General features: G+C 63.0%; 23 protein-coding genes. 17 read left to right on the forward strand and 6 right to left on the reverse strand.

Translation table 11 applies throughout. The features are described from left to right. Positions 1-83: 83 nt before the first annotated feature. The 3 genes from fabG to fabD form a co-directional block, all read right to left on the reverse strand. Positions 84-821, reverse strand: coding sequence for a 3-oxoacyl-[acyl-carrier-protein] reductase (gene fabG, locus NKH52_RS09745; RefSeq protein WP_352735510.1), 738 nt, complete (start codon positions 819-821; stop codon positions 84-86). Positions 822-851: 30 nt separating this feature from the next. Beyond that, positions 852-1076 (reverse strand): type II toxin-antitoxin system RelB family antitoxin, encoded by a 225-nt coding sequence (relB, locus tag NKH52_RS09750; protein WP_023813761.1) that lies wholly within the window; start codon positions 1074-1076, stop codon positions 852-854. Positions 1077-1141: 65 nt separating this feature from the next. Next, on the reverse strand, positions 1142-2083 hold the full coding sequence (gene fabD / locus NKH52_RS09755) for an ACP S-malonyltransferase (RefSeq protein WP_352735509.1): 942 nt from the start codon (positions 2081-2083) through the stop codon (positions 1142-1144). Positions 2084-2359: 276 nt separating this feature from the next. On the opposite strand from fabD, the gene NKH52_RS09760 reads away from it, so the two are divergent. Beyond that, a complete protein-coding gene (locus NKH52_RS09760; protein WP_352735508.1) occupies positions 2360-4288 on the forward strand; it encodes an LTA synthase family protein in 1929 nt (642 codons plus the stop codon). Positions 4289-4296: 8 nt separating this feature from the next. Here NKH52_RS09760 and NKH52_RS09765 read toward each other — a convergent pair whose 3' ends face one another. After that, positions 4297-5955 carry a pilus assembly protein TadG-related protein gene (locus tag NKH52_RS09765; RefSeq protein WP_352735507.1) on the reverse strand — a complete coding sequence of 553 codons (1659 nt, stop codon included), beginning with the start codon at positions 5953-5955 and terminating at the stop codon, positions 4297-4299. 455 nt (positions 5956-6410) lie between these two features. Between NKH52_RS09765 and rpsF the strand changes: the two genes are divergently transcribed. From rpsF to NKH52_RS09830, 13 genes are all read left to right on the forward strand, one after another. Continuing rightward, positions 6411-6911: a 30S ribosomal protein S6 gene (gene rpsF, locus NKH52_RS09770; RefSeq protein ID WP_013532520.1), complete on the forward strand. Its 501-nt coding sequence runs from the start codon at positions 6411-6413 to the stop codon at positions 6909-6911. Further along, positions 6911-7159 carry a 30S ribosomal protein S18 gene (gene rpsR / locus NKH52_RS09775; protein WP_006203718.1) on the forward strand — a complete coding sequence of 83 codons (249 nt, stop codon included), beginning with the start codon at positions 6911-6913 and terminating at the stop codon, positions 7157-7159. Before rpsF ends, rpsR begins: the two co-directional genes overlap by 1 nt. Before the next feature lie 219 nt (positions 7160-7378). Further along, positions 7379-7963 carry a 50S ribosomal protein L9 gene (rplI, locus tag NKH52_RS09780; RefSeq protein WP_127289263.1) on the forward strand — a complete coding sequence of 195 codons (585 nt, stop codon included), beginning with the start codon at positions 7379-7381 and terminating at the stop codon, positions 7961-7963. Positions 7964-8263: 300 nt separating this feature from the next. Next, positions 8264-9568, forward strand: coding sequence for a cyclopropane fatty acid synthase (locus tag NKH52_RS09785; protein WP_352735506.1), 1305 nt, complete (start codon positions 8264-8266; stop codon positions 9566-9568). A 67-nt stretch (positions 9569-9635) separates the two neighbouring features. Then, positions 9636-9959, forward strand: a complete 324-nt coding sequence (locus tag NKH52_RS09790; protein ID WP_352735505.1) for a YnfA family protein — start codon at positions 9636-9638, stop codon at positions 9957-9959. 1 nt (position 9960) lies between these two features. Further along, a complete protein-coding gene (locus tag NKH52_RS09795; protein ID WP_352735504.1) occupies positions 9961-10938 on the forward strand; it encodes a small ribosomal subunit Rsm22 family protein in 978 nt (325 codons plus the stop codon). Between the two features lie 220 nt (positions 10939-11158). Next, complete coding sequence (locus tag NKH52_RS09800; protein ID WP_127261333.1) at positions 11159-12649, forward strand: replicative DNA helicase; 1491 nt, start codon at positions 11159-11161, stop codon at positions 12647-12649. Positions 12650-12706: 57 nt separating this feature from the next. Then, complete coding sequence (gene radA, locus NKH52_RS09805; RefSeq protein WP_352735503.1) at positions 12707-14110, forward strand: DNA repair protein RadA; 1404 nt, start codon at positions 12707-12709, stop codon at positions 14108-14110. A 63-nt stretch (positions 14111-14173) separates the two neighbouring features. Then, entirely contained in the window at positions 14174-14833 is a 660-nt protein-coding gene (locus NKH52_RS09810) for a CvpA family protein (RefSeq protein WP_352735502.1), read from the forward strand. 104 nt (positions 14834-14937) lie between these two features. After that, complete coding sequence (gene purF, locus NKH52_RS09815; RefSeq protein WP_013532528.1) at positions 14938-16407, forward strand: amidophosphoribosyltransferase; 1470 nt, start codon at positions 14938-14940, stop codon at positions 16405-16407. 44 nt (positions 16408-16451) lie between these two features. After that, the gene (locus tag NKH52_RS09820; RefSeq protein WP_013532529.1) at positions 16452-17192 is read left to right on the forward strand and encodes an SDR family NAD(P)-dependent oxidoreductase; all 741 of its coding nucleotides are present in this window, start codon (positions 16452-16454) and stop codon (positions 17190-17192) included. A gap of 77 nt (positions 17193-17269) precedes the next feature. Further along, on the forward strand, positions 17270-17911 hold the full coding sequence (locus NKH52_RS09825) for a hypothetical protein (protein WP_352735501.1): 642 nt from the start codon (positions 17270-17272) through the stop codon (positions 17909-17911). Between the two features lie 168 nt (positions 17912-18079). After that, positions 18080-18301 (forward strand): hypothetical protein, encoded by a 222-nt coding sequence (locus tag NKH52_RS09830; RefSeq protein ID WP_013532531.1) that lies wholly within the window; start codon positions 18080-18082, stop codon positions 18299-18301. A 3-nt stretch (positions 18302-18304) separates the two neighbouring features. On the opposite strand, the gene NKH52_RS09835 is transcribed toward NKH52_RS09830, so the two are convergent. Next, a complete protein-coding gene (locus NKH52_RS09835) occupies positions 18305-18811 on the reverse strand; it encodes an OsmC family protein (protein ID WP_127289281.1) in 507 nt (168 codons plus the stop codon). Positions 18812-19014: 203 nt separating this feature from the next. Here NKH52_RS09835 and aguA point away from each other — a divergent pair, with 203 nt between their 5' ends. Beyond that, positions 19015-20121: an agmatine deiminase gene (aguA, locus tag NKH52_RS09840; RefSeq protein WP_352730527.1), complete on the forward strand. Its 1107-nt coding sequence runs from the start codon at positions 19015-19017 to the stop codon at positions 20119-20121. Positions 20122-20166: 45 nt separating this feature from the next. Then, a complete protein-coding gene (locus NKH52_RS09845; protein ID WP_352730529.1) occupies positions 20167-21261 on the forward strand; it encodes a polyamine ABC transporter substrate-binding protein in 1095 nt (364 codons plus the stop codon). A 73-nt stretch (positions 21262-21334) separates the two neighbouring features. Here the strand turns inward: NKH52_RS09845 and NKH52_RS09850 are convergent, their stop codons facing one another. After that, positions 21335-22042 (reverse strand): helix-turn-helix transcriptional regulator, encoded by a 708-nt coding sequence (locus NKH52_RS09850; protein WP_352730533.1) that lies wholly within the window; start codon positions 22040-22042, stop codon positions 21335-21337. A 153-nt stretch (positions 22043-22195) separates the two neighbouring features. On the opposite strand from NKH52_RS09850, the gene NKH52_RS09855 reads away from it, so the two are divergent. Next, complete coding sequence (locus NKH52_RS09855) at positions 22196-23713, forward strand: S10 family peptidase (RefSeq protein ID WP_352730535.1); 1518 nt, start codon at positions 22196-22198, stop codon at positions 23711-23713. The last annotated feature ends 132 nt before the right edge of the window (positions 23714-23845 follow it).

The raw sequence follows: 23845 nt of genomic DNA on the forward strand, positions 1-23845 counted from the left end.
GAGCGTACTTTCAGTACGCGAGCACCGGAAGCGCAGATAACCGCGGCAGATGGCCGGCAGGATAGAATTATCAACAAGGTCCGTCAGATCATCGCCATGCCGCCATTCACGTGGATGGTCTGGCCCGTGACGTAGGCGGCTTCGTTGGAGGCGAGATAAGCGACGGCGGACGCGACTTCAACGCTGGTGCCCATGCGCCGCGTCGGGATCGCCGTCATGATCGCCTCTTTCTGCTTGTCGTTGAGCTTGTCGGTCATCGCCGATTCGATGAAGCCCGGGGCGACGCAGTTGACGGTGATGTTGCGGGTGGCGATCTCCTGTGCCAGCGATTTGGAAAAGCCGATCATGCCGGCCTTTGAGGCGCAGTAATTGGTCTGGCCGGGATTGCCGGTGACGCCGACCACCGAGGTGATGTTGATGATGCGGCCATGGCGGCGGCGCATCATCGGATGGGTGAGTTCGCGGGTCAGCCTGAACACGGCGGTCAGGTTGACTTCGAGCACGGTGTCCCAGTCGGCATCCGACATGCGCACGAACAACCCGTCCTTGGTGATGCCGGCATTGTTGACCAGGATGTCGACGCCTTCGAGATCGGCCTCGGCTTTCTGGCCGAGCGCCTTGACCTCGTCACGGTTCGACAGGTTGGCCGGGAACAGCTTGACCCGGTCGCCAAGCTCGCTGGCCAGCGCTTCCAGTTTCTCGACGCGGGTGCCATGCAGGCCGACGATCGCGCCCTGCGCATGCAGCATCCTGGCGATCGCCTCACCGATGCCTCCCGATGCGCCGGTGACGAGCGCCTTGCGGCCAGTCAATTCGAACATGTCTTTTCCTTCTCTCAAACCGGATAACGGTTATCTGTAGACATCACAGCCCCAGAAGTCGTCGCCTTTCATAATACCTTCCTCGCCGCTCCTGATCCGTGCCAGCACCTCGGCGGCAAGGTAGTAGTCTTCTACGTCCTCAAGGCCGCGCTCAATGAACTCACGCATATGATAGGCTTTGCTGCGCCCAGTCTTGGACGCGAGAACATCCAGGCGCAGCCTGATCTCAGGAGAAAGACGGATCGATGTGGACATGCCGCACCTTAGTTGCGATGCACGTATTCATGTGGCCGCGCATCAGCGAATTCAAGTCAAGCCGTTCAACCAAGCGCCGCCAACGCCGCCTCGACCTCAGCCGCGGAGCCGACCGAAGCGGTGGCGATGTCGCGGTTGATGCGGCGCGCCAATCCCGAAAGCACCTTGCCGGCGCCAATCTCGTAAAGCGTGGTGACGCCGTTTGCGCCGAACCATTCCACCGTCTCGCGCCAGCGCACGCGGCCTGTCACCTGCTCGACCAGACGCCGCGCAATCTCGTCCGGATCGCTCGACGGCGTCACCGACACGTTGGCGACGACCGGGACGACCGGTGGGTTCTTTGTCACGCCCGCCAGGGCTTCGCGCATGACGTCCGCGGCCGGCGCCATCAGCGCCGAATGGAAGGGCGCGGACACCTGCAGCATCAGTGCGCGCTTGGCGCCCTTTTCCGTGCACAGTTTTGCGGCCAGTTCGACCGCGGCTTTGGCGCCGGAAATGACCAGTTGGCTGCCGCCATTGTCGTTGGCGATCTGGCAGACAGAGCCTTTGCCTGCCTCCGCGCAGGCGGCTTCGACATCGGCCTGCTCCAGTCCGATGATCGCCGCCATCGCCCCCTCGCCGGCCGGCACCGCCGCCTGCATGGCATTGCCGCGGATGCGCAGCAGCCTGGCGGCATCGGCAACCGAAACAAAACCGGCAGCGGCCAACGCCGAATATTCGCCCAGCGAATGGCCGGCGACATAGGCGACCTTGTCTCTCAGCGAGAAGCCACGCGATTCCAGCGCCCGGATCGCGGCCAGCGACACCGCCATCAGCGCCGGCTGCGCGTTGGCGGTCAGCGTCAACGTCTCTTCCGGCCCTTCCCAGATCAGCTTCGACAGGTTTTCGCCCAGCGCGTCGTCGACTTCCTGGAAGATCCTGCGCGCTTCGGGAAAGGCGTCGGCGAGATCCTTGCCCATGCCGACTGCCTGGCTGCCTTGTCCAGGAAAGGTGAATGCGACGGCCATGCGAGGGCTCCCAAGGGCTGGTTTTGCTTGCCTGAAGACGGGTTTTTCTTGCCTGTGAGGCATGGCGGGGCGCCAAGTCAAGCCCGGTTCGACCCTGCCCGACGGCCGCCTCATCCGCCGAGTGCCTGTTCCGAAAGGCTTTTTGGCGATCACTCCTGATGAAAACCGCTCACGATTCGTTTGCTGGCTCTTCTTATTTTGGCCACAGGCGCTAGCTTTGCGTGACAATTCCATGACAATCGAGTGACGTGTTTGTCGCTGGGTGGGGAAGTTTAAGTGGCAAAGAGTTACAAACGCGCCGGCAAGCCCGCGCCACAGTTCCTGGAAGACGACCCCTCCACCGGCTATCTGCCGGGCAGGAGATGGCCGGTCGTGCGCTATGGGCTTGTCAGCCTGGCGATCGCGGCCGTCCTGGTGTTTGCGATCGAACTGATCGTGCGCGGCGATTTTGCTGGCACCGTCTCCTTCTTCCTGCAGCCGCTGAAGCCCGGCTGGACCACCATCGTCGTCTTCGCGCTGATCCTGATCGGCCTCGATGCGGTGCTCGGCCGCAGCCATCAGAGCCTGATGATCGTCGCGCCGCTGACGCTATCCCTTGCCTTCGTCGGCCACCAGAAGTCGCATTATCTCGGCGATCCGCTCTATCCCACCGATTTCCTCTATGCCCGCCAGATCTTCGCGCTGCTGCCGCTTTTGGTGCGCGACCGGCCGATGACCGCGCTCGCCATGGTCGTCGGCATCGTCGCCGGCCTGTCACTGCTCGTCTACGGCTGGCGGCTGTGGCGCCGCAAGGTTCCCGCGCTCAGCCGCAAGGGCCGCCTTGCCCGGCTGACGCTGGCCGTGCCGCTGCTCGCCTTCTTCGTTTCGATCATGGACTACGCCACCTTCTCCTGGACCAGGGACCGGCTGCAGATCATCCCGATCATGTGGGACCAGAAGGAAAACTATGCCTCCAACGGTTTTGCGCTGGCCTTCGCCCTCAATGTGCCGATGGCGCATGTCTCGGCGCCGCCAGGCTATACCGACAAAGCGATCGCGGCGATCGGCAGACCTGATGTAACCGCCTCGGTGCCGGCCGAGAAGCCCGACATCATCATCGTCATGAGCGAATCCTTCTGGGATCCGACCAAGCTGCCCGGCGTCACCATCACGCCCGATCCGATCCCCAACGTGCGGGCGCTGCGCTCGGGCTCAATGTTCTCGCCGGAATTCGGCGGCATGACCGCCAACATCGAGTTCGAGGCCCTGACCGGCTTTTCCAACGCCTTCCTGCCGGCCGGCAGCATCCCCTATCAGCAATATGTGCGCACGCCGACGCCTTCGCTGGCAACCTTCCTCAAGAGCCAGGGTTACCGGGCGCGCGCCATCCATCCCGGCACCAACTGGTTCTGGAACCGTGGCGCGGTCTACGCCGATTTCGGCTTCAACGACTTCAAGTCGGAAGAGACGCTGCCGCCCATGCAAAAACGCGGGCCGCTGGCATCGGACGCGGCGATGACCGACGAGATCATCAGCGAGGCCGACGCCAGCGACGAGCCAGTGTTCTTCTTTGCCGTCAGCCTGCAAAACCACGGTCCTTACGAGCCGAACCGCTATTACAATCCGACGCATAGGGTGCAGGCGCCGATCAGCCAGTGGGCGCGCGAATCGCTGCTCAGCTACGCCGAGGGCTCAGCCGATGCCGATCGCGGTCTCGAACGCCTCGTCGAATGGGCAAAGACACGCTCCCGCCCCACCGTGATCGCCTTCTTCGGCGACCATCTGCCGCCGCTGGGGCCGGTGTATGTCGAAACCGGCTTCCTGAAGGACAATGTCGCGCCGCGCAAGGAAGCGTCGCCCGAGGCTGCCCTCGAGCATCATGAGACGCCGCTTGTCATCTGGTCGAACCGCACCGGGCCGGCTGAGCACATGGGTGCCGTCAGCCCAGCCTTCCTGCCCTATCATATCCTGAAGACGGCCGGCATCAGCCATCCCTACTACACCGGCTTCCTGGGCGAGATGAACGAACGCTACCGTGTCGTCGACCGCAATTTGCTGCTGACGCCGGCTGGCGAGGCCACGCCCGATTGGGCGCGGCAGAAAGACATCGACCCGGCGATCCGCGATTTCCGCCTGTTGCAGTACGATATGATGTTCGGCAAACGCCACGCCGCGCCCGACTTCTTCCCCGAAACCGTCGACAAGATTGTCGCCCATACGAGTTGAGATCGCCTTTAGTTCGTCAATTGCAGCTTCGAGAACTTGTTTGCAATCTGCTGGAAGACATCCGGCAATTTGGTCGGATCGTTGACTGCGTAATAGCCGCTCGGATCAGAGGCGCATGCGCTGTAAAGCGCGCGGTTGGCTGCGGTGTCGGATTGCAGCACCATGGTGTAGATTTGCACGCCCTCGTCCTTCAATTGCGTGCAGACGCTTTTGGTCCAGCCGTCGACATTGCGCGCAGCGGTCGTCTGGTTATCCGATCCGAAACGGCCGCCGGCCAGATAGCCATATGATGTGTAGTCAGACTTCGTCGGCTGTTGGCTGGCGCCATAGACGACGTTCTCACCGTCGGTGAGCAGCAGCACGATCTTGCTGATGCCGGGCGTCTTCCACGGCGCTCCATCGGTGTAGGGCGCGGTGGGCGACAGCACCCGCATACCCCATGACAGGCCCTCGGAGACATTGGTGCCCGAACCGTTCCACTCGGTCATCTGACTGGCTGCCTTGCGCAGCTTGTCGAAATCGTCGGTCAGGGGGACCACCGGGGTCGGACACGCACGGTTCGGGCCGATAGTGATGGGAGAGCCGGTCTCGGTGATGAGTTCCTTGGCGGGCGCAACATATTTGGCGATCTTTTCCCTGGCAGCCCTGTCATCGGGTGACAAAAGGTCGATGAGGTTGCCGAGCAGGTTGCTGAGGTCGATGCCCAGAATGTTGATGCCCGACTGGGCAAGCCTGGTTTTGTCGCTGACATCGTTGAGGTAGGAGTTGTTGTAGTATTTGTCCGAATTGCCATAGGCGCCAGACGGCTTTTGGGCGTCTTCGGGATCGTCCGGCGCAAAGTACGGCACGAACAGCGTGTCGGGCTTGGCCGCGTCGGGTGGCGTGTCGGAGATATTGTAAGCGCCTGGCCGCACCTCGACACAACCCTTCCATCCGGTGCCATTCCATCCGGCATCGGTCCATCCGGTCTTCTTGAGCTGTTTGAAAAGCGCCATGTGGTTCGGTCGCTTGCCGTCGATGACGGGAAAATTGACGCCGTTGGTCGAGGACTTGCCGTCCATGTCGATCCAGGACGGATCGAAGCCGTCGCCATTGACGTTGACAGCCGTTACGAAAGGAACCAGCGAGGCGCGGACCTTGCGCGTCGGCGATTTCGCCGCTTCAAGCGTGTCGAGCAACGATTTTGTCGCCGTCCTCAACGCCGTCATCCGCGCGCCGGCCATCGAGCCGGTGTTGTCCAGCACCAGCACGACTTCGAGCTGGTTGTTCGATTCGACCGCCGAGGCATCGACGACGATGTGCTTGCTGTCGCCGAACAGGAAGGCGAAGTTGAGATTGACGTCCGCCGAGGCAACCGCCTTTGTCTTGACGAAGTTGACGCCCTTGTCGACAGTCAACGTCGCCTGCGCATTGCCGAGCTCGCCATGACCGACGATGTTGGCCTGGAAATAGCGGTTGAAAGCGTCATTGCGGGTGATGTCGAGATCGCCAAGGTGCGAGGAAGCAAGGTTTGCCGAATCGAGAGCGTTCTGCAAATTGCTCTTGGCCCGCATAAGGGTCGAGACATCGGTTGCGAAAGCGACAGCCGTCAGGATCACCGGCAAGCCCAGTGCCAGCACAAGCGTCAAATTGCCGCTCTTCGAGCGCCAGAATTTGTTGAGAAGCATCCTTACCCCCGGAAATGCTTGCCGCTTTTGTGCGGTCGTCCGGGTTTTTGCGCCTTCCATGATGAATCGACCGTTGACGGCCAGGCCTCAACTCCACACAACCTGCTGGTGTGGTTAAGACGTGGTTGCCGGAAACCACAACTCCAGCCGTTGCTGCTCCCTGATCGTCGCGTCGGACACACGGGCATGCCGCTTGCCCTTGCTTTGCGGCCGGATTGCTGTATAGACGCCCGCAATCTGCCGGTCCTTGCTGGGGGCTGAACGGAGGGCCGGAGGTCTTTTCGAAAACCTTCGTGTGAAGCCGGAAGTGCTTCCGCCTCCCGTGTCTCCGCTCTCGACCGTCTCGTCATGCTCCTTTCTTCCCCCTGCCCCTTCGAGGGTTTGCGGGTCAGAGAAGTTGCAGAGGCTTTTGCCGCCGGGAACCGGGAGAGAAACGAAGAAAGGCATAAGACATAATGGCTCTTTACGAACATGTGTTTCTTGCCCGGCAGGACCTCTCGCAGCAGCAGGTCGATGCGCTTGTCGAACAGTACAAGGGTGTCATCTCCGCAAATGGCGGGTCCGTCGGCCGGGTCGAGAACTGGGGACTGAAGTCCCTCACCTACCGGGTCAACAAGAACCGGAAGGCTTACTACACGCTGATGGACCTGAATTGCCCGGCGGCCGCGCTCAACGAGATGGAGCGCCAGATGGGCCTGTCCGAAGACGTGCTGCGTTTCCTGACCATCAAGGTCGAGGCGCATGAGGAAGGCCCGTCGGCCATGATGCAGAAGCGCGAAGAGCGCTCTGAACGCGGCGGCTTCGGCGACCGTGACCGTGGCGATCGTGGTCCACGTTCGTTCGGCGATCGTGACCGCGGCGACCGTGGCGATCGTCCGCCGCGTTCGTTCGGCGACGCTGGTGCCGATCGTGGCCCGCGCCGTCCGCGCGAAGGCTTTGAAGGGGGTGCAGAATAATGGTCGACATCAATCAGATCCCGACCCGGCGCCCGTTCCATCGCCGCCGCAAGACCTGCCCGTTCTCCGGCGCCAACGCGCCCAAGATCGACTACAAGGACGTGCGTCTGCTGCAGCGCTACATTTCCGAGCGCGGCAAGATCGTGCCGTCGCGCATCACCGCCGTCAGCCAGAAGAAGCAGCGCGAACTCGCCAAGGCAATCAAGCGCGCCCGCTTCCTCGGCCTGCTGCCCTACGTGGTTCGGTAATATCTCAAATGCGGGCGGTTCGCCGCCCGCTCTTCTCCCACGGCGACGGGCGCCGCAGGGTTGAACATCAAATCCCGGGTTGAGGTCAAAAACCTCTAACTGCCGCGACAGGCAGGACAGCGACACCAGCGCCAAAGGCGCTCAAGCTTCCTGCCTGTTCCCAAGACATTCGGCGTCGATCTCATCTTGCGATTGGCGTCCAACCGAAGGAACAAAACCATGGACGTCATTCTTCTCGAACGCGTTTCCCGCCTCGGCCAGATGGGCGACACCGTCAAGGTCAAGGACGGCTTTGCCCGTAACTTCCTGCTGCCGCAGGGCAAGGCGCTGCGCGCCAACGAAGCCAACAAGAAGAAGTTCGAAGGCCAGCGCGCCCAACTCGAAGCCCGCAACCTCGAGCGCAAGTCGGAAGCGGCCCAGATCGCCGAAAAGCTCGACGGCAAGAGCTTCATCGCCGTTCGCTCCGCCGGCGAAACCGGGCAGCTTTACGGTTCCGTTTCGACCCGCGACATCGCCGATCTGCTGACGGCGGAAGGTTTCTCGATCAACCGCAACCAGATCCTGCTCAACCAGCCGATCAAGACCATCGGTGTCACCAATGTGGCGATCGCGCTGCATCCGGAAGTCGAGGTCACCGTCACGCTCAACATCGCCCGCACGGCTGACGAAGCCGAGCGCCAGGCCAAGGGCGAGACACTGACCACCGCCGAAGCCATCTATGGCGACGACATCAACGACAACGCCCGGCCGGAGAACTTCTTCGATCCGAACACCGAGTTCGAGGGCGGCGAAGACAACGCCTGATCACACTTCGCAAGACGATTGGAGCCATGGGCTGATCACGACTTAAAGCCAAGCTCCGATCACTTTGCCGTCATCCAGCCATGCTGGACCAATGCCCGGGTCTCTCGCCCGGGCATTTTTGTGCCAAATGGAACTTTTCGAACCCCTATATATTGTTGCAGATTACAGCGTCGCGTGTCCTTTGGCCGCGCAAAGCACGCTGTGCAACTTGGGTTCGGCGCAAGACCCCGGCGAAATCGATTCCGATTTTCGCGGTCACGCGCCAAGGCAGCCTGTCTGGCCGAGAGGGGACATTTGGTCATGAATATTCTGTTGAAGCGCGTTCTCGACCGCCTGGTGCGCACCGGTAATCTCAGAGTAACCGGCCCCAAGGGCTCGACGGTGGTTTTCGGCGACGGCAGCGGCGAACCGGTGCACATGCACATCAAGACCGCGCATGCCGAGCGCGCCATCACCTTCGATCCGATGCTGGCAGTTCCGGAATCCTACATGGACGGCGAACTCGACATCCTCGAAGGCGGGGTGCTGGGCGTGATGCGCATCGCCTTCCAGAACATGGGCAGCGGCGGCATCGACGCCACCTGGTCGAAGGCCATCGAAGGGCTGCGCCACGCCTTCCGCCGCCTGCAGCAGATCAACACCGCCTCGCGCTCGCGCCGCAACGTGCAGCGCCACTACGATTTGTCGGGCGACCTCTACCGGCTCTTCCTTGACCAGGACATGCAGTATTCCTGCGCCTATTTCGAGCAGCCGGACATGACGCTGGACGAAGCGCAGGCCGCCAAGAAGCGCCACATCGCCGCCAAGCTCCGGCTGAAAGCCGGCCAGACGGTGCTCGACATCGGCTCCGGCTGGGGCGGGCTTGGCCTCTACCTCGCCAAGGCGTTCGACGTCGACGTGCAGGGCGTGACGCTGTCGACCGAGCAGCATGGCGTCGCCACCGACCGGGCGCACGCGCAAGGGCTGGAAAGCCGCGTGCATTTCGAGCTCAAGGACTACCGCGAACTCAACGAGCGTTTTGATCGCATCGTCTCGGTCGGCATGTTCGAGCATGTCGGCGTCAACCACTACCGTACGTTCTTCGACAAGAGCGCGACGCTGCTCAAGCCGGATGGCGTGATGCTGTTGCACACGATCGGTCGTTCCGGCGTGCCGTGGGCGACCAGCGCATTCATCCGCAAATACATCTTCCCGGGCGGCTATATCCCTTCGCTGTCGGAAGTCATGCCGGCGATCGAAAAGTCGGGCCTGGTCGTCACCGACGTCGAGATCCTGCGGCTCCACTATGCCGATACGCTGAAGCACTGGGGTGAGCGCTTCGCTGCCAACCGCGACAAGGCCAAGGCGATCTACGACGAGCGCTTCTGCCGCATGTGGGAATTTTATCTGGCGGCTTCGGAAGCCGCCTTCCGCTGGCAAGACCTGGTGATCTTCCAGATCCAGATCACCAAGAAGAACGATACGCTGCCGATGACACGCGACTACATGGCCAAATGCGAAAAAGCGCTCGAGATGCGCGATATGGGGCATCGTGAAACGGCTCCCGTCAAAAAGAGCCCGACCGCCAAGCCGGCTCGCCGCCGCAAGGTTGCGGACCAGGAATAGCATTGCCGCTTGCCATTGCCGGCGCCTGCACTGAAAAAGGTCCCGTGACCGTCGCGGAACCTTTTTCATGACCTTTGTCCTCTATGCCGCCGCCGCTCTGGCCGAGATCGCCGGCTGCTTTTCGTTCTGGGCCTGGTGGCGGCTGGATAAGTCGCCGCTTTGGCTTCTTCCCGGCCTCGGCTCGCTTGCCCTGTTCGGCCTCCTGCTGGCGCTGGTCGACACGTCAGCCGCCGGCCGCGCCTACGCCGCCTATGGCGGCATCTACATTGCGGCATCGCTTGGCTGGCTGTGGCTGGTGGAGGGCGTGCGCCCCGACCGCTGGGATTTTGCCGGCGCGGCGCTCTGCATTGCCGGCGCTTCCGTGATCCTTCTCGTCCCGCGGGGCGCGTGAGATGGAGTTGCCGGCATCCCTTCGCCAAGGTGTCGAGCGCTTGCTCGAAAACGTTCCGCTGGCGGTACTCAAACAAGCGGCAAAAACGCTGTCCGACCGTTATCGTGCCGAATTGCGCGACGGCCGTCTGCACATGGCCGAGGATCTGGCGGTGAAAGCCTATCTGGCGACGCGGCTGCCGGCGACCTATGCCGCGATCCGCACCAGTCTCGATGCGCTGAGCGATGCCAAGCCCGCCTTCCAACCCAAGAGCCTGCTCGATGTCGGCGCAGGTCCTGGTACTGCGCTTTGGGCCACGACTGAGCTGTGGCCCGATCTCGAACAGGCTGTGTTGTTCGAAGCCAGTGCGGCGGTACGCAAGGTCGGCGAGACACTTGCCGCCGGTGCGATTGCCGCACAGACGAGGTGGCTGGCGGGTGATGCCACCATCGACCTTGCCGACATCGAGCCGGCCGATCTGGTCACTTGCGCCTATGTGCTCGATGAAATCGCTCCCGCATCACTGCCGAAGCTCATCGACCGCCTCTGGCAACTCACCGCCGACACGCTGCTTGTGGTCGAGCCGGGCACCCCCGCCGGCTGGCAGCGCATCCTTGCCGTGCGCCGGCAGCTGATCGAGGCGGGCGCGCATGTGCTAGCGCCTTGCGCGCATCAGGCGCCCTGCCCGCTCACCCCGCCCGACTGGTGTCATTTTTCCCGCCGCGTCGCCCGCTCGCGCCTGCATCGGCTGGCCAAGGATGCCGACGTGCCGTGGGAAGACGAGAAGTTCATCTATGTCGCGGCTTCCCGAGAACGGCCCACATCGCACCAGGCACGAGTTCTTGCGCCGCCGAAATCCGGCTCCGGCAAGGTTCTGCTCAAGCTTTGCCAGGAAGATGGCACCGCCGCCGAGCGCTTGTTCACCAAGCGCGACGGCGCCGACTTCAAGCTCGCCCGGCGGCTGGACTGGGGCGACAGGCTGGACAAGACGGCGATATGAACAGCGTAATCGTTCTTGCTTCGTTCTGACGAGTCAGATAGGAATCAACGTCCTGTTGAGTCAACCGGAATCGGGGCACGGGAATACTCTCCTGTGGACGATTGGTCGTTCCTGTGAACAACGGGCATCAAGGTTCGTTGGTCGCGCAGTGATGCAGAAAGGTCAGCACCGATTCGTCACGTTCTGATATCGAGAAGCCGGGATCGAAATCGGGGACATCATGGCAGAAGCAGCGCGAAAATTCGGCGTGGCGGAAACACCGCTTTATCGTGAAGCGCCCAACAACATCGAGGCCGAGCAGGCGCTGCTCGGCGCCATCCTCGTCAACAACGACGCCTTCTATCGCGTCTCGGACTTCCTCAAGGCCAGCCATTTCTACGAACCGCTGCACCGCAAGATCTTCGAGGTGGCGTCCGAGTTCATCCGCATGGGCAAGGTGGCGACGCCGATCACGCTGAAAACCTTCCTGCCGGCCGACGAGAAAGTCGGCGACATGACGATGGCGCAATATGTCGTGCGGCTGGCGGTCGAGGCCGTCACCGTCGTCAACGCCACCGACTATGGCCGCGCCATCTATGACCTTGCCACACGCCGCGCGCTGATCACTGTCGGCGAGGACATGGTCAACATCGCCTATGACGCGCCGGTCGACATGGCGCCCGGCGAACAGATCGAGGACGCCGAACGCCGCCTGTTCGAGTTGGCCGAAAACGGCCGCTACGATGGCGGCTTCGAGAGCTTTTCCGATGCGTTGAAGAACGCCGTCGACATGGCCAGCGCGGCCTATATGCGCGATGGCCACCTGTCCGGCATTGCCACCGGCCTGCGCGATCTTGATCACCGCATGGGTGGCCTGCAGCCTTCGGATTTGATCATCATCGCCGGCCGCCCAGGCATGGGCAAGACGTCGCTGGCCACCAACATCGCCTACAACATCGCTGCCGCCTATGAGCCTGCCCAGCAGGCCGACGGTTCGGTCAAGGCGGCCAATGGCGGCGTCGTCGGTTTCTTCTCGCTCGAAATGTCGTCGGAGCAGCTGGCCACCCGCATCATCTCCGAGCAGACCGAGATTCCATCGTCGAAAATCCGGCGCGGCGATCTGACGGAGGCCGATTTCGGCAAGCTTGTCGCCTACACGCAGGAGAACCACAAGCGCCCGCTCTACATCGACCAGACGGGTGGTATCTCGATCGCCCAGCTCGCGGCGCGCGCCCGCCGCCTCAAGCGGCAGCGCGGGCTGGACCTGATGGTCATCGACTATATCCAGCTGATGCAGGGTTCATCCGCCAAGGCGTCGCAGAACCGCGTTCAGGAAATCACCGAGATCACCACCGGACTGAAGGCGCTCGGCAAGGAGCTGGGCGTGCCGATCATCGCCCTCTCCCAGCTCTCTCGTCAGGTCGAAAGCCGCGACGACAAGCATCCGCAGCTGTCCGACCTGCGCGAATCGGGGTCGATCGAGCAGGACGCCGACGTGGTGCTGTTCGTGTACCGCGAGGAATATTACATCAAGAACAAGGAGCCGGAGAAAGGCACGCCCGAGCATCTCGCCTGGGAGACGAAGATGATCGAGGTCCAGGGCAAGGCCGAAGTGATCATCGCCAAGCAGCGCCATGGCCCGACCGGCACCGTCAGCCTTGCCTTCCAGGGCGAGTTCACCCGCTTCTCCGACCTCGCCGAGGAGCATCATCTGCCGGAAAGGTTCGAGTAGCTTTTTGACCTACCCCAGCCAACCTCGCCCAGGCCATTTTCAAGCAGCATCCCGCTGATGGCAAAGTCGCGCGTGCAATTCATCTGCCAGAGTTGCGGATCGGTGCATCAGCGCTGGGCCGGCAAATGCGATGCCTGCGGCGAGTGGAACACGCTGGTCGAGGAGGGCACGTCCGGCGGCATCGGTTCGGGGCCGGCCAACACGCGCAACGCCCGCAAGGGCCGCGCGGTGGTGCTGACCACGCTGTCCGGCGATATCGAGGACGCGCCGCGCATCATCTCGGGCATCGGCGAACTCGATCGCGCCACCGGCGGTGGTTTCGTGCGCGGCTCGGCGTTGCTGGTCGGCGGCGACCCCGGCATCGGCAAGTCAACGCTGCTCACCCAGGCGGCCGCGGCGCTGGCATCAAAAGGCCACCGCATCGTCTATGTTTCCGGCGAAGAGGCGGTCGCGCAGATCAGGCTGCGGGCGCAGCGGCTTGGCGTCGCCTCTTCTCCGGTGGAACTTGCCGCCGAGACCAATGTCGAGGACATCCTGGCGACGATCGCCGACGGCAAGCGGCCTGACCTCGTTATCCTGGATTCGATCCAGACGTTGTGGACCGACCTTGCCGATTCGGCGCCGGGCACCGTCACCCAGGTGCGTGCCGCCGCCCAGGCGATGATCCGTTATGCGAAATCCACAGGGGCGGCGATCGTGCTGGTCGGCCATGTCACCAAGGAAGGCCAGATCGCCGGGCCGCGCGTCGTCGAGCACATGGTCGACGCCGTGCTCTACTTCGAAGGCGAAGGCGGCCATCACTATCGCATCCTGCGCACGGTGAAGAACCGCTTTGGACCGACCGACGAGATCGGCGTCTTCGAAATGTCGGACAAGGGCCTGCGCGAGGTCGCCAATCCGTCCGAGCTTTTCCTTGGCGAACGCCATGCCAAATCGCCGGGGGCGGCGGTTTTCGCCGGCATGGAGGGGACAAGGCCGGTGCTGGTCGAGATCCAGGCACTGGTCGCCCCCTCCTCGCTCGGCACGCCGCGCCGCGCCGTCGTCGGCTGGGACGGCGCCCGGCTGTCGATGATCCTGGCGGTTCTCGAAGCCCATTGCGGGGTGCGTTTCGGCAACCACGATGTCTATCTCAATGTCGCCGGAGGCTACCGGATTTCGGAACCCGCGGCCGATCTGGCAGTGGCGGCGGCCCTGGTTTCCTCGCTCACCGGTCTTGCCCTTCCCGCCGATTGCGTCTATTTCGGCGAAATCAGCCTTTCGGGCGCCGTGAGGCCGGTTGCGCATGCGCAACAGCGCCTCAAGGAAGCCGAAAAGCTGGGTTTTGGAAGCGCGGTTCTGCCCTCGGGCAGCGGGGAACTGGCCGGGGGGATCGGGGCCGGTTCTTTCCAGCCGACCGAGCTTGCCGACCTCGTGGCACGCATAGCCGGCTCACGCCGAAGCCGCGTGGACGAAGAAGATTAGAGCATCGGACCCAGAACCCGATGCTCCGCGCTATAATGCGGCTCATGGAGTGGGGCGAAAGACATGCCGATTACGCTGCTTGACGGAATTCTCGTCGGCTTCACTCTGGTCTCGGCGATGCTCGCCATGGTTCGCGGCTTCTCGCGCGAAGTCCTGTCCGTCGTCTCCTGGGCAGCGGCGGCAGCGGCGGCGTTCTTCTTCTACAAGCCGGTTGTGCCTTACCTCGCGCCCTACATCGAGAATGAAAAGGTCGCCATGGCGGCCGCGGCCGGCGTCGTCTTCATCGTCGCGCTGATCGTCGTCTCGGTCATCACCATGAAACTCGCCGACTGGATCATCGATTCCCGAATCGGTGCGCTCGACCGTACGCTGGGTTTCCTCTACGGCGCCGCGCGCGGCATCCTGGTCGTTGCCGTCGCACTGCTGTTCTTCAACTGGCTGGCTGGCGCCAAGGCACCGGCCTGGGTCACGGAGGCCAAGTCACGGCCGCTGCTGGAGCAGATCGGCGCCAAGCTCGAAAGCCTGCTGCCCGAGGATCCGGAGAACGCCATTCTCAAGAAATTCAATCCGAATCAACCGGCTGCCGAGACGCCAGCTGCTCCGGACGCACCGGCGGCGGATGCTCCGGCGGGCGGCGACGATGCCAACACGCCGGCGCCTGACGACAATGACGCAACACCACCGGCGAACAACGCTCCGGCACCGGCGGCACCGGCAAACTGACGCCGAAAACGGCGTCAGGATCTGACGATGGTGTGAACGATCGTACGGCCCGCGTTGCTTTCGGCGCGAACCCGCATTATATGGCGATTTTAGCGGAGCTTAAGATGGCAGACGCAGACGACGTGCTTTCCGCCGAGGCCGACGACCATTTCCACGACGAATGCGGTGTGTTCGGCATTTTCGGCCGGCAGGACGCCGCGGCCATCGTTACATTGGGCCTGCATGCGCTGCAGCATCGTGGCCAGGAAGCGGCCGGCATCGTTTCCTATGACGGCAGCCAGTTCCATGTCGAACGCCATGTCGGCCTGATCGGCGACACCTTCACCAAGCAGCGCGTCATCGACAGCCTGCAAGGCAACCGCGCCATTGGCCATACGCGCTACGCCACCACGGGCGGCGCCGGCATGCGCAACATCCAGCCCTTTTTCGCCGAATTGGCCGATGGCGGCTTCGCCGTCGCCCACAACGGCAATCTGACCAACGCCATGACCGTGCAGCGCGCGCTGCAGAAGCAAGGCGCGATCTTCTCCTCCACCTCCGATACCGAGACGCTTTTGCACCTCGTCGCCACCAGCAAGGAACGCGACTTGAACTCGCGTTTCATCGATGCGGTGCGGCAGGTCGAGGGCGCCTTCTCGCTGGTGGCGATGACGGCCAAGAAGATGATCGGCTGCCGTGATCCGCTCGGCATCCGGCCGCTGGTGCTGGGCGATCTTGACGGCGCCTGGATCCTGGCCTCCGAAACCTGCGCGCTCGACATCATCGGCGCGCGTTTCGTTCGCGACCTGAAGCCCGGCGAGATGGTCGTCGTCACGTCCAAGGGCATCGAGAGCCTGTTCCCCTTCGAGCCCCAGAAGACCCGCTTTTGCATCTTCGAATATGTCTATTTCGCGCGGCCGGATTCCTCGGTCGAAGGCCGCAACGTCTATGAGGTGCGCAAGCGTATCGGCGCCGAACTGGCGGTCGAAAGCCCGGTCGAGGCCGACATCGTCGTGCCGGTGCCGGATTCGGGCACGCCGGCGGCGATCGGCTTCAGCCAGGCCGCAGGCATTCCCTTCGAACTCGGCATCATCCGCAATCATTATGTCGGCCGCACCTTTATCCAGCCGGGCGATTCGATCCGCCACATGGGCGTCAAGCTGAAGCACAATGCCAACCGCCGCATGATCGAGGGCAAGCGCGTGGTGCTGGTCGACGACAGTATCGTGCGCGGCACCACCAGCCAGAAGATCGTGCAGATGGTGCGCGACGCCGGCGCCAAGGAGGTGCATATGCGCATCGCTTCACCGCCGACACGCGCGTCCTGCTTCTACGGTGTCGACACGCCGGAGAAATCGAAGCTCCTGGCATCGCGCATGTCGATCGAGGAAATGGCCGAGTTCATCCGTGTCGATTCGCTTGGCTTCCTCACCATTGACGGGCTCTACCGCGCGGTCGGCGAGGCCAGCCGCGACAACGACCAGCCGCAATTCTGCGACGCCTGCTTCACCGGCCAGTATCCGACCCGCCTGCTCGACTTCGAAGGCCACGACAATGTGCGAACGCTGTCGCTGCTGGCGACGAGCGGGACGTAGGCCGGACCGTCATCAGCGTTAGTCAAATTCCCGGAATCCATCGCATGACCCTCGACCTTTCCGGCCGCGTTGCGGTCGTCACCGGCGCCTCGCGCGGTATCGGCTATTTCATTGCCAAGGAATTGGCTGCCGCCGGCGCGCATGTCATTGCGGTGGCGCGCACTGTCGGAGGACTGGAAGAGCTCGACGACCAGATCAAGGCGGCCGGCGGCCAGGCGACACTGGTGCCGCTCGACCTCGCCGACATGGCCGGTATCGACCGCCTGGGCGGCGCCATCCACGAACGCTGGGGCAAGCTCGACATTCTCGTCGCCAATGCCGGCGTGCTCGGCGTCATTTCGCCGATCGGTCATGTCGAAGCAAAAACCTTCGAGAAGGTGATGACCATCAACGTCACCTCGACCTGGCGGCTGATCCGCTCCGTCGATCCTCTGCTGCGGCTCTCCGATGCTGGACGAGCGATCATCCTGTCCTCCAACGCAGCGCACTCGGCGCGTGCTTTCTGGGCGCCCTACGCGGCATCCAAGGCCGCGGTGGAGACGATGATGCGTTCCTGGGCGCACGAGACGCAGAGCCTGCCGCTCAGGGTCAACGCCGCCGACCCCGGCGCCACCCGCACCGCCATGCGTGCCCAGGCAGTGCCGGGCGAAGATCCCGAGACGTTGCCGCACCCGTCCGAAATCGCCAAACGTATCGTGCCGCTGGCGAGCCCGGACCTGAAAGAGACCGGATTGATCTTCCAAGCCAAGCACAATCGGTTCGTCGCCTATCGCCAGCCGGAATAAAACTTGACTGCGAGATGGATTAAATAGGCCTCCGGCAACGTTTCCTCTGACGTAACCATTCGAACTGGAGGATCGACATGCGCAGACTTGTTCTCGTTGCCACCACGGCCATCGCGGCCGCCCTCGCCGCCACAGTCGGCGCAGCCCTCTCGCAAGATGCCAAGATGAGCTTCTTCGTCACCAGTGCCGGGTCCGGCAAGGGCGCCGATCTCGGCGGCCTCAAGGGCGCCGACGCGCATTGCGCCTCGCTGGCGGAAGCTGCCGGCGTCACCGGCAAGAGCTGGGCCGCCTATCTGTCGACCAGCGACACCGACGCGCGCGACCGCATCGGCAAGGGGCCTTGGGTGAACGCCAAGGGCGTCAAGATCGCCGACGATGTCGCCTCGTTGCACAGCGATGCCAACGGCATCACCAAGCAGACGGCGCTCAACGAGAAAGGCGAAGCGGTCAACGGCCGCGGCGACACGCCCAACCGCCACGACGTGCTGACCGGCTCCAAGCCCGACGGCACCAAGATCGCCGACCAGACCTGCGGCGACTGGACGATGAGCGGGGCGGAAGGCGCCGCTATGATGGGCCATCATGACCGCACGGGCCTCGACGATTCGGCAGCCGCCAAATCCTGGAATTCCTCGCACGCCTCGCGCGGCGGCTGCGGCCAGGAGGCGCTCAAGGGCACCGGGGGCGATGGCTTGTTCTATTGTTTTGCCACCAACTGAGCGGATTGCGCTTCGAAATCGGGCTGGGAAACCCGCCGTCACAAAAACCGGGGGTGATTTGTAGGCGGGAAGCTGTGCGGCGGTCATGCTTTCGTCATTTCCATGGAGTTGGTAGGGTCACAGCGACTCCCACAACAAGCGCCCAACTGGCAGAACAAGGAAATCCCAATGGCTACGACCGCAGCAGCGTTGGTCTGGTATCTGGTAATCGCCGGCCCGCAAGGCGGCATGGTTGTGCTGCCCAGCACCTTCGACAAGCGCGAACAGTGCACCGCCGCCATCACCGAGTATCAGAAACAGCCGACACCGGCCGGCTGGTCTGTACAATGCGTGCCGAGCGCCTCGCCCTTCACTGACGAGGGCGACGCCGAAGAACCGTCAGCGCAGTAAGCATCAGCGGCGTGCGCTGACCGTCAGCTCCGGTTTCTGGCTGATGGTCTGGAATACCACGCAATAACGCTCGGTCAGCTTCAGCAGCGAGTCTATTCGCTCCTGCGGCTCAGCGGTGTCGAGGGTGAAATTGAGCCGGATGGCGCGAAAGCCGACCGGCGCATCCTTGGCAACGCCGAGCGTGCCGCGAAAATCGAGATCGCCTTCGGCTTCCACCGTGGCGGCGCCGAGCTTGAACTCGAGCGCCGTCGCCACCGCCTTCAGCGTCACCCCGGCGCAGGCGACCAACGCCTCCAGCAGCATGTCGCCCGAGCAGAGTTCAAGCCCTGAGCCGCCTGTTGCCGGATGCAGGCCGGCGATGGCGAGCGCCCTGCCCGTCTCCACCTTGCAGGCAACCGACTGGTCATCGATCGAGCCCTTGGCGCGAAGCGTGATCAGAGCCTGCGAAGCATCGTCACGATAGGCCTGCTTCAGCGGCGCCTGCATGGCCTTCAGTTCGGTCGCATCCATCCGCTTTCCCCTTTCGTCGACTGCTTGCGTCACCGGCATACGCCGTCCGGTCGAGATTTGCGCCGATCACCGTGGGAAGGCAATGCCGTTCCGCAACAGGAAACAGCCGCCAACACCGATATCCCAAATGGGACATTGACGGACAAGGTCACAAAAACGTCTGATCCGGGAAAGTCATCACTCCATTTCCCGGCGGTCCCCAGATGCCCCGTACCCTCTCGACAAGGCCGAAACAGGATGGGTTTCGCGCGCCCGGCGAATTCGAACCCAAGTCGGGCTGCTGGATGATCTGGCCGGAGCGACCGGACACCTGGCGCCTCGGCGCCAAGCCCGCGCAAAAGCTGTTCGTGGATGTCGCCGCGGCGATCGCGCAAAGCGAGCCGGTGACGGTGGCGGCCTCTGCTCGCCAGTGGCAGAATGCCCGAGCGCGATTGCCCGGTCATGTGCGGGTCGTGGAGATGTCCACCAACGATTCCTGGCTGCGCGACAGCGGTCCCAACTTCGTCGTCAACGATCAAGGCGACGTGCGTGGCGTCGATTGGATCTTCAACGCCTATGGCGGTTTCGACGGCGGCCTCTATTCGCCATGGGACCTGGATGACCTGGCGGCGCAAAAAGTGCTCGAAATCGAGAACATGGATCGCTACCGCGCGCCGCTGATCGCCGAGGGTGGCGGGTTGCAGTGCGACGGCCAGGGCACCCTCATCACGACGGAGCAATGCCTCCTCAACCGAAATCGCAACGCCCATCTCGGCAAGACCGAAGTGGAACGCCAGCTCGGCGACTATCTCGGTGTCGATACCGTCATCTGGCTGCCACGCGGCCTCGCTTTCGACGAGACCGACGGCCATGTCGACGACGTCTGCTGCTTCGTGCGCCCCGGCGTGGTCGTGCTGAGCTGGACCGACAACCGGGAGGACCCGCAATACGAGATTGTGCGGGAAGCCGAAGAGGTGCTGCGTTCGGCTCGTGATGCGAAGGGCCGCGCGATCGAAGTCCACCGGCTGCCGCATCCCTTGCCGATCGAGATGACGCTTGAAGAAAGCGACGGCGTGGACCGGCTTGATTCGACCTGGGCGCGGCCCGTCGGGAACCGGATCGCGGCGAGCTACATCAACTACTATCCGGGCAACAGCGTCGTGGTGGTACCGCAGTTCGGCTGCGATCTCGACGTGAAAGCCAAGCAGACGCTGGCCGACTTGTTTCCCGATCACCGAATAGTCGGCATCGAAAACTCGCGCGAGATCCTGCTGGGCGGCGGCAATGTCGCCTGCATCACCTTGCCGGTCTATGCCCCGCAACGGCGTTGAGGGACGGGGCATGCCCAAAACAGATAGCGAAAACGGAGGACATTTATGCGCGCTCTGATCTTCTCAACCCTGCTTGCCTGCGGCATCTGCGCAAATGCGGCTTCGGCTGACGAGGAAAAGATCGTCAACGTCTACAACTGGTCCGACTACATCGCGCAGGACACGGCCGAGAAATTCGAGAAGGAGACGGGCATAAAGGTTCGCTACGATGTCTATGACGGCAACGAGGTGCTTGAAACCAAGCTGCTCACCGGCGGCTCGGGATATGACGTGGTCTACCCCTCAGCCTATCCGTTCCTGAAGAACCAGGTGAAGGCGGGGGCGTTCCTGGAACTCGACAAATCGAAGCTTGCCAACCATTCGAAGATCGATCCGCAGGCCCTGGCGCTGATCGCGGGCGCCGACCCGCAGAACCTGCATGCCGTGCCCTATATGGCCGTCACCGACGGTATTGGCTACAACGTCGCCGCGGTGAAGCAGAGGCTACCGGACGCGCCGACGGATTCCTTCGCCATGGTCTTCGACGTCGACGTGGTCAAGAAGCTCTCCGACTGTGGCGTGGCCATGATCGATGCGCCGGCTGAAGTCATCCCGATGGCGATGAACTATCTTCACATCGACCCCAAATCGACCAGTCCCGACGACCTCGCCAAGGTCGAGGACCTGCTGGGCAAGGTGCGGCCCTACATCCGCTATTTCCATTCGTCCAAATACATCAACGACCTCGCCAACGGCGACATCTGCGTGGTGTTGGGCTGGTCGGGCGACATACTCCAGGCAAGGACCCGTGCGGCGGAATCCGTGAAGAAGCTGGAGATCGCCTATTCCATCCCCAGGGAAGGCACGCTCATCAACTTCGATACGATGGCGGTGCCGAAAGATGCGCCGCATCCCGGCAACGCCCAGGCCTGGATCGACTTCAATCTGCGGCCCGATATCGCCGCGGCCAATTCCAGCTATGTCTCCTACGCCAATGCGATACCGGAATCTCTGCCGCTGATGGACAAGGCGATAGCTAGCGATCCCGGCGTCTTTCCGTCTGATGCCGTGAAGGCCAAGCTGTTTGTGGTGGACAACAACGACCCAAAGCTGCTGCGATCACAAAACCGCATGTGGACGCGCATCGTGACGGGGCAATAGAGCAATTCCGGGAAAAGTGCGCAGCGGTTTTTCCGGGAAAGCGCGTAGCGCTTTTAGCGCCGCTCGGAAGCCGTCAATCCCGAGCGGCTTCACGGAGGGTCGCCAGCAGCTCGACCTGGGAGTGCACGCCGAGCTTGCGGTAGATCTGCTTGATGTGGTTGCGGACGGTCCCGGGCGAGATGGCGAGGCTTCGCGAAATGCTCTTGGCATTGCCGCCATCGACCAGATGCCGCGCAATTTCGGCCTCGCGCCTGCTCAGCCGCGAGCGAGCGTCACCGATTGCGGCGCCCTTATGCCGGAAGCGGCACAGATGAAGCAATCTTTCCAAAATGAGCCTTGTCGCGCTGCTTGCCGCGCAAGCCGTTGCCAAATCCTGCTCGCCAAACGGTTCTGCCCCGTTTCGCCTGAGAAAAGTGACATAGCCAGCGGTCAGCCCGTCGAGATTGAACACGCCGGTGATCTCGTCGAAACTGTCGGAAGGGCCGAAGAATTCGCGATAGTAGGGGGTGCGCTGGAAGTCGCCATTGCGCAGAGCCGATAGCGGCAACAGGAAATCCTGCCGTGTGCTGGCGAACCTCTGGAAGAAGGGATCCTGGCGATACAGTCGTGCATCGTAGTCGCGGTTCCAGCGATCGGGACCGGCATCGTCGATGGTCAGGGATGTGATGTCGCGACGGTAAAAGCCGACATAGGCGCGGTCGGAGCCAAGCAACTCGCTCGCCGCTGCCGTGAAGCGAGCCGACAATTCTTCGGGAGTCGCGGCAACGGCCGCAGCGGCCACACCGCCGCTCCAGCGTCCAAACTGATCGAGGGAAACGTTCGACTGCATTCCGGCTCACACTAGCGCAAGCCGTTGCAAGTTCAAAACAGCCATTTCCTTTGACTTCGAACCTCTCGGCCATACCTATGCGGGAGTCGTTGTCGCGGAGCCATCATGCCGGTCAAGCTGAAACTGATCTGCCTTATCCTGCCGATGCTTGCCGTCCTGGCGCAGCCCGTCCTGGCTGAAACAGCGGAGCGGCCTGCGCCCTCGGGCGGCTTGCTGTCCCTGCTGCCGCCGCCGCAGACAACCAACCATTCGATCACGCTGGCCGGAAGCAAGCTGGATTACCAGGCAAAGGCGGCGACCCTGTCGCTGCTATCGGGCAAGGGCGACGTCACGGCGGAGATCTTCTATGTCGCCTACACGGTGGAGCCGCCGGCAAGCGGGGCCAAGGACCCGCAGCGGCCGATCACCTTCGTGTTCAACGGCGGCCCTGGAGCAGCGTCCGCCTATCTGCATATCGGCGCACTCGGTCCACGGATAATCGCGACCGGGGCCGACGGCGAATTCCTGCCCTCACCGCAAAGACTGATCGACAATCCCGACAGCTGGCTCGACATGACCGATCTCGTCTTCGTCGATCCGGTGGGAACCGGCTATAGCCGCGAGGCACCGGGGCAGGACACGCGCGATTTCTGGGGCGTCAACCAGGATGCCAGCTCGATTGGCGCCTTCATCCGGCTCTATCTCGCGCAGAACGGCCGCACCGGGTCGCCGCTGTTCCTCGCCGGCGAAAGCTATGGCGGGTTCCGCGCGGCGCTGCTCGCCAGGACATTGCAAGAAGATATCGGCATCAGTCCGAACGGCATCGTGCTGATCTCGCCGGCTCTGGAGTTCACGCTGGTGCAGCCCGACGAATTCGAGCCGCTGCATTGGGCGCTCGAACTGCCTTCACTGGCGGCGGTGCGCCTGCGCGCCGAAGGCGTCAGCGGCGATGCATTGCGGGAGAAGCTGGCAGACGTCGAACATTATGCGATGGGCGATTACCTTACGGCAATCACCAGCGGACTGGAGCAAGGCAGGCGGCTGGCCAGCCAACGCGTGGCTGACATCACTGGCCTGCCGCTCGACCTGGTGCAGCGGAACTCCGCCCGCATTCCCACCGGCCTGTTCGCAAGGGAGTTCGCCCGCGCCAGCGGCAAGGTGCTCAGCCCCTATGACGCCACGATCGGCACGGCCGACATCGCGCCCGAGAGCGCCCGCACCGCCGGTCCGGATCCGGTGCTCGACCGCAGCGTACCGGCGCTGACGTCGGCGTTCGTCGGCTATATCCGCGAAGAGCTGAATTTCCGCACCGATGTCAGCTATCGGCTGCTCAACGGCGAAATCAGCCACAATTGGGATTACGGGACCAGCGCCTCACGGCAAGGCTATGCCGGAGTGATGGACGATCTGCAGCGCGCACGCTCACTGAACCCTTCGCTTGGTGTCATGATCGTCAACGGCTACACCGACCTGGTCACGCCTTACCTCGCCTCGCGCTATCTGGTGAACCAGATCCCATCGCTCGCCAATGCCAAGCCTATCCGTCTCGATGTCGTCGAGGGCGGGCACATGATGTATTTCAGATCCGACGGCCGACGCGCGCTGAAAGAAGCCGCTTCGGAGCTTTACCAGGCGACGCAGTAGGCTTTGCGGCAGTGCAACCCGCCATGGACCCCTGCCCCAACATAAGCACCGGGCTGGCGTAGCGCCGCAGCGGTTTTCGCCCGTATAGCTTGGTGCCAAGGGAGCTGAATTCCCAGTTCCCTTGTGTCGCTC

Source organism: Mesorhizobium sp. M1066 (genome assembly GCF_040318635.1).
In the GTDB taxonomy this organism is placed as follows: Bacteria; Pseudomonadota; Alphaproteobacteria; order Rhizobiales; family Rhizobiaceae; genus Mesorhizobium.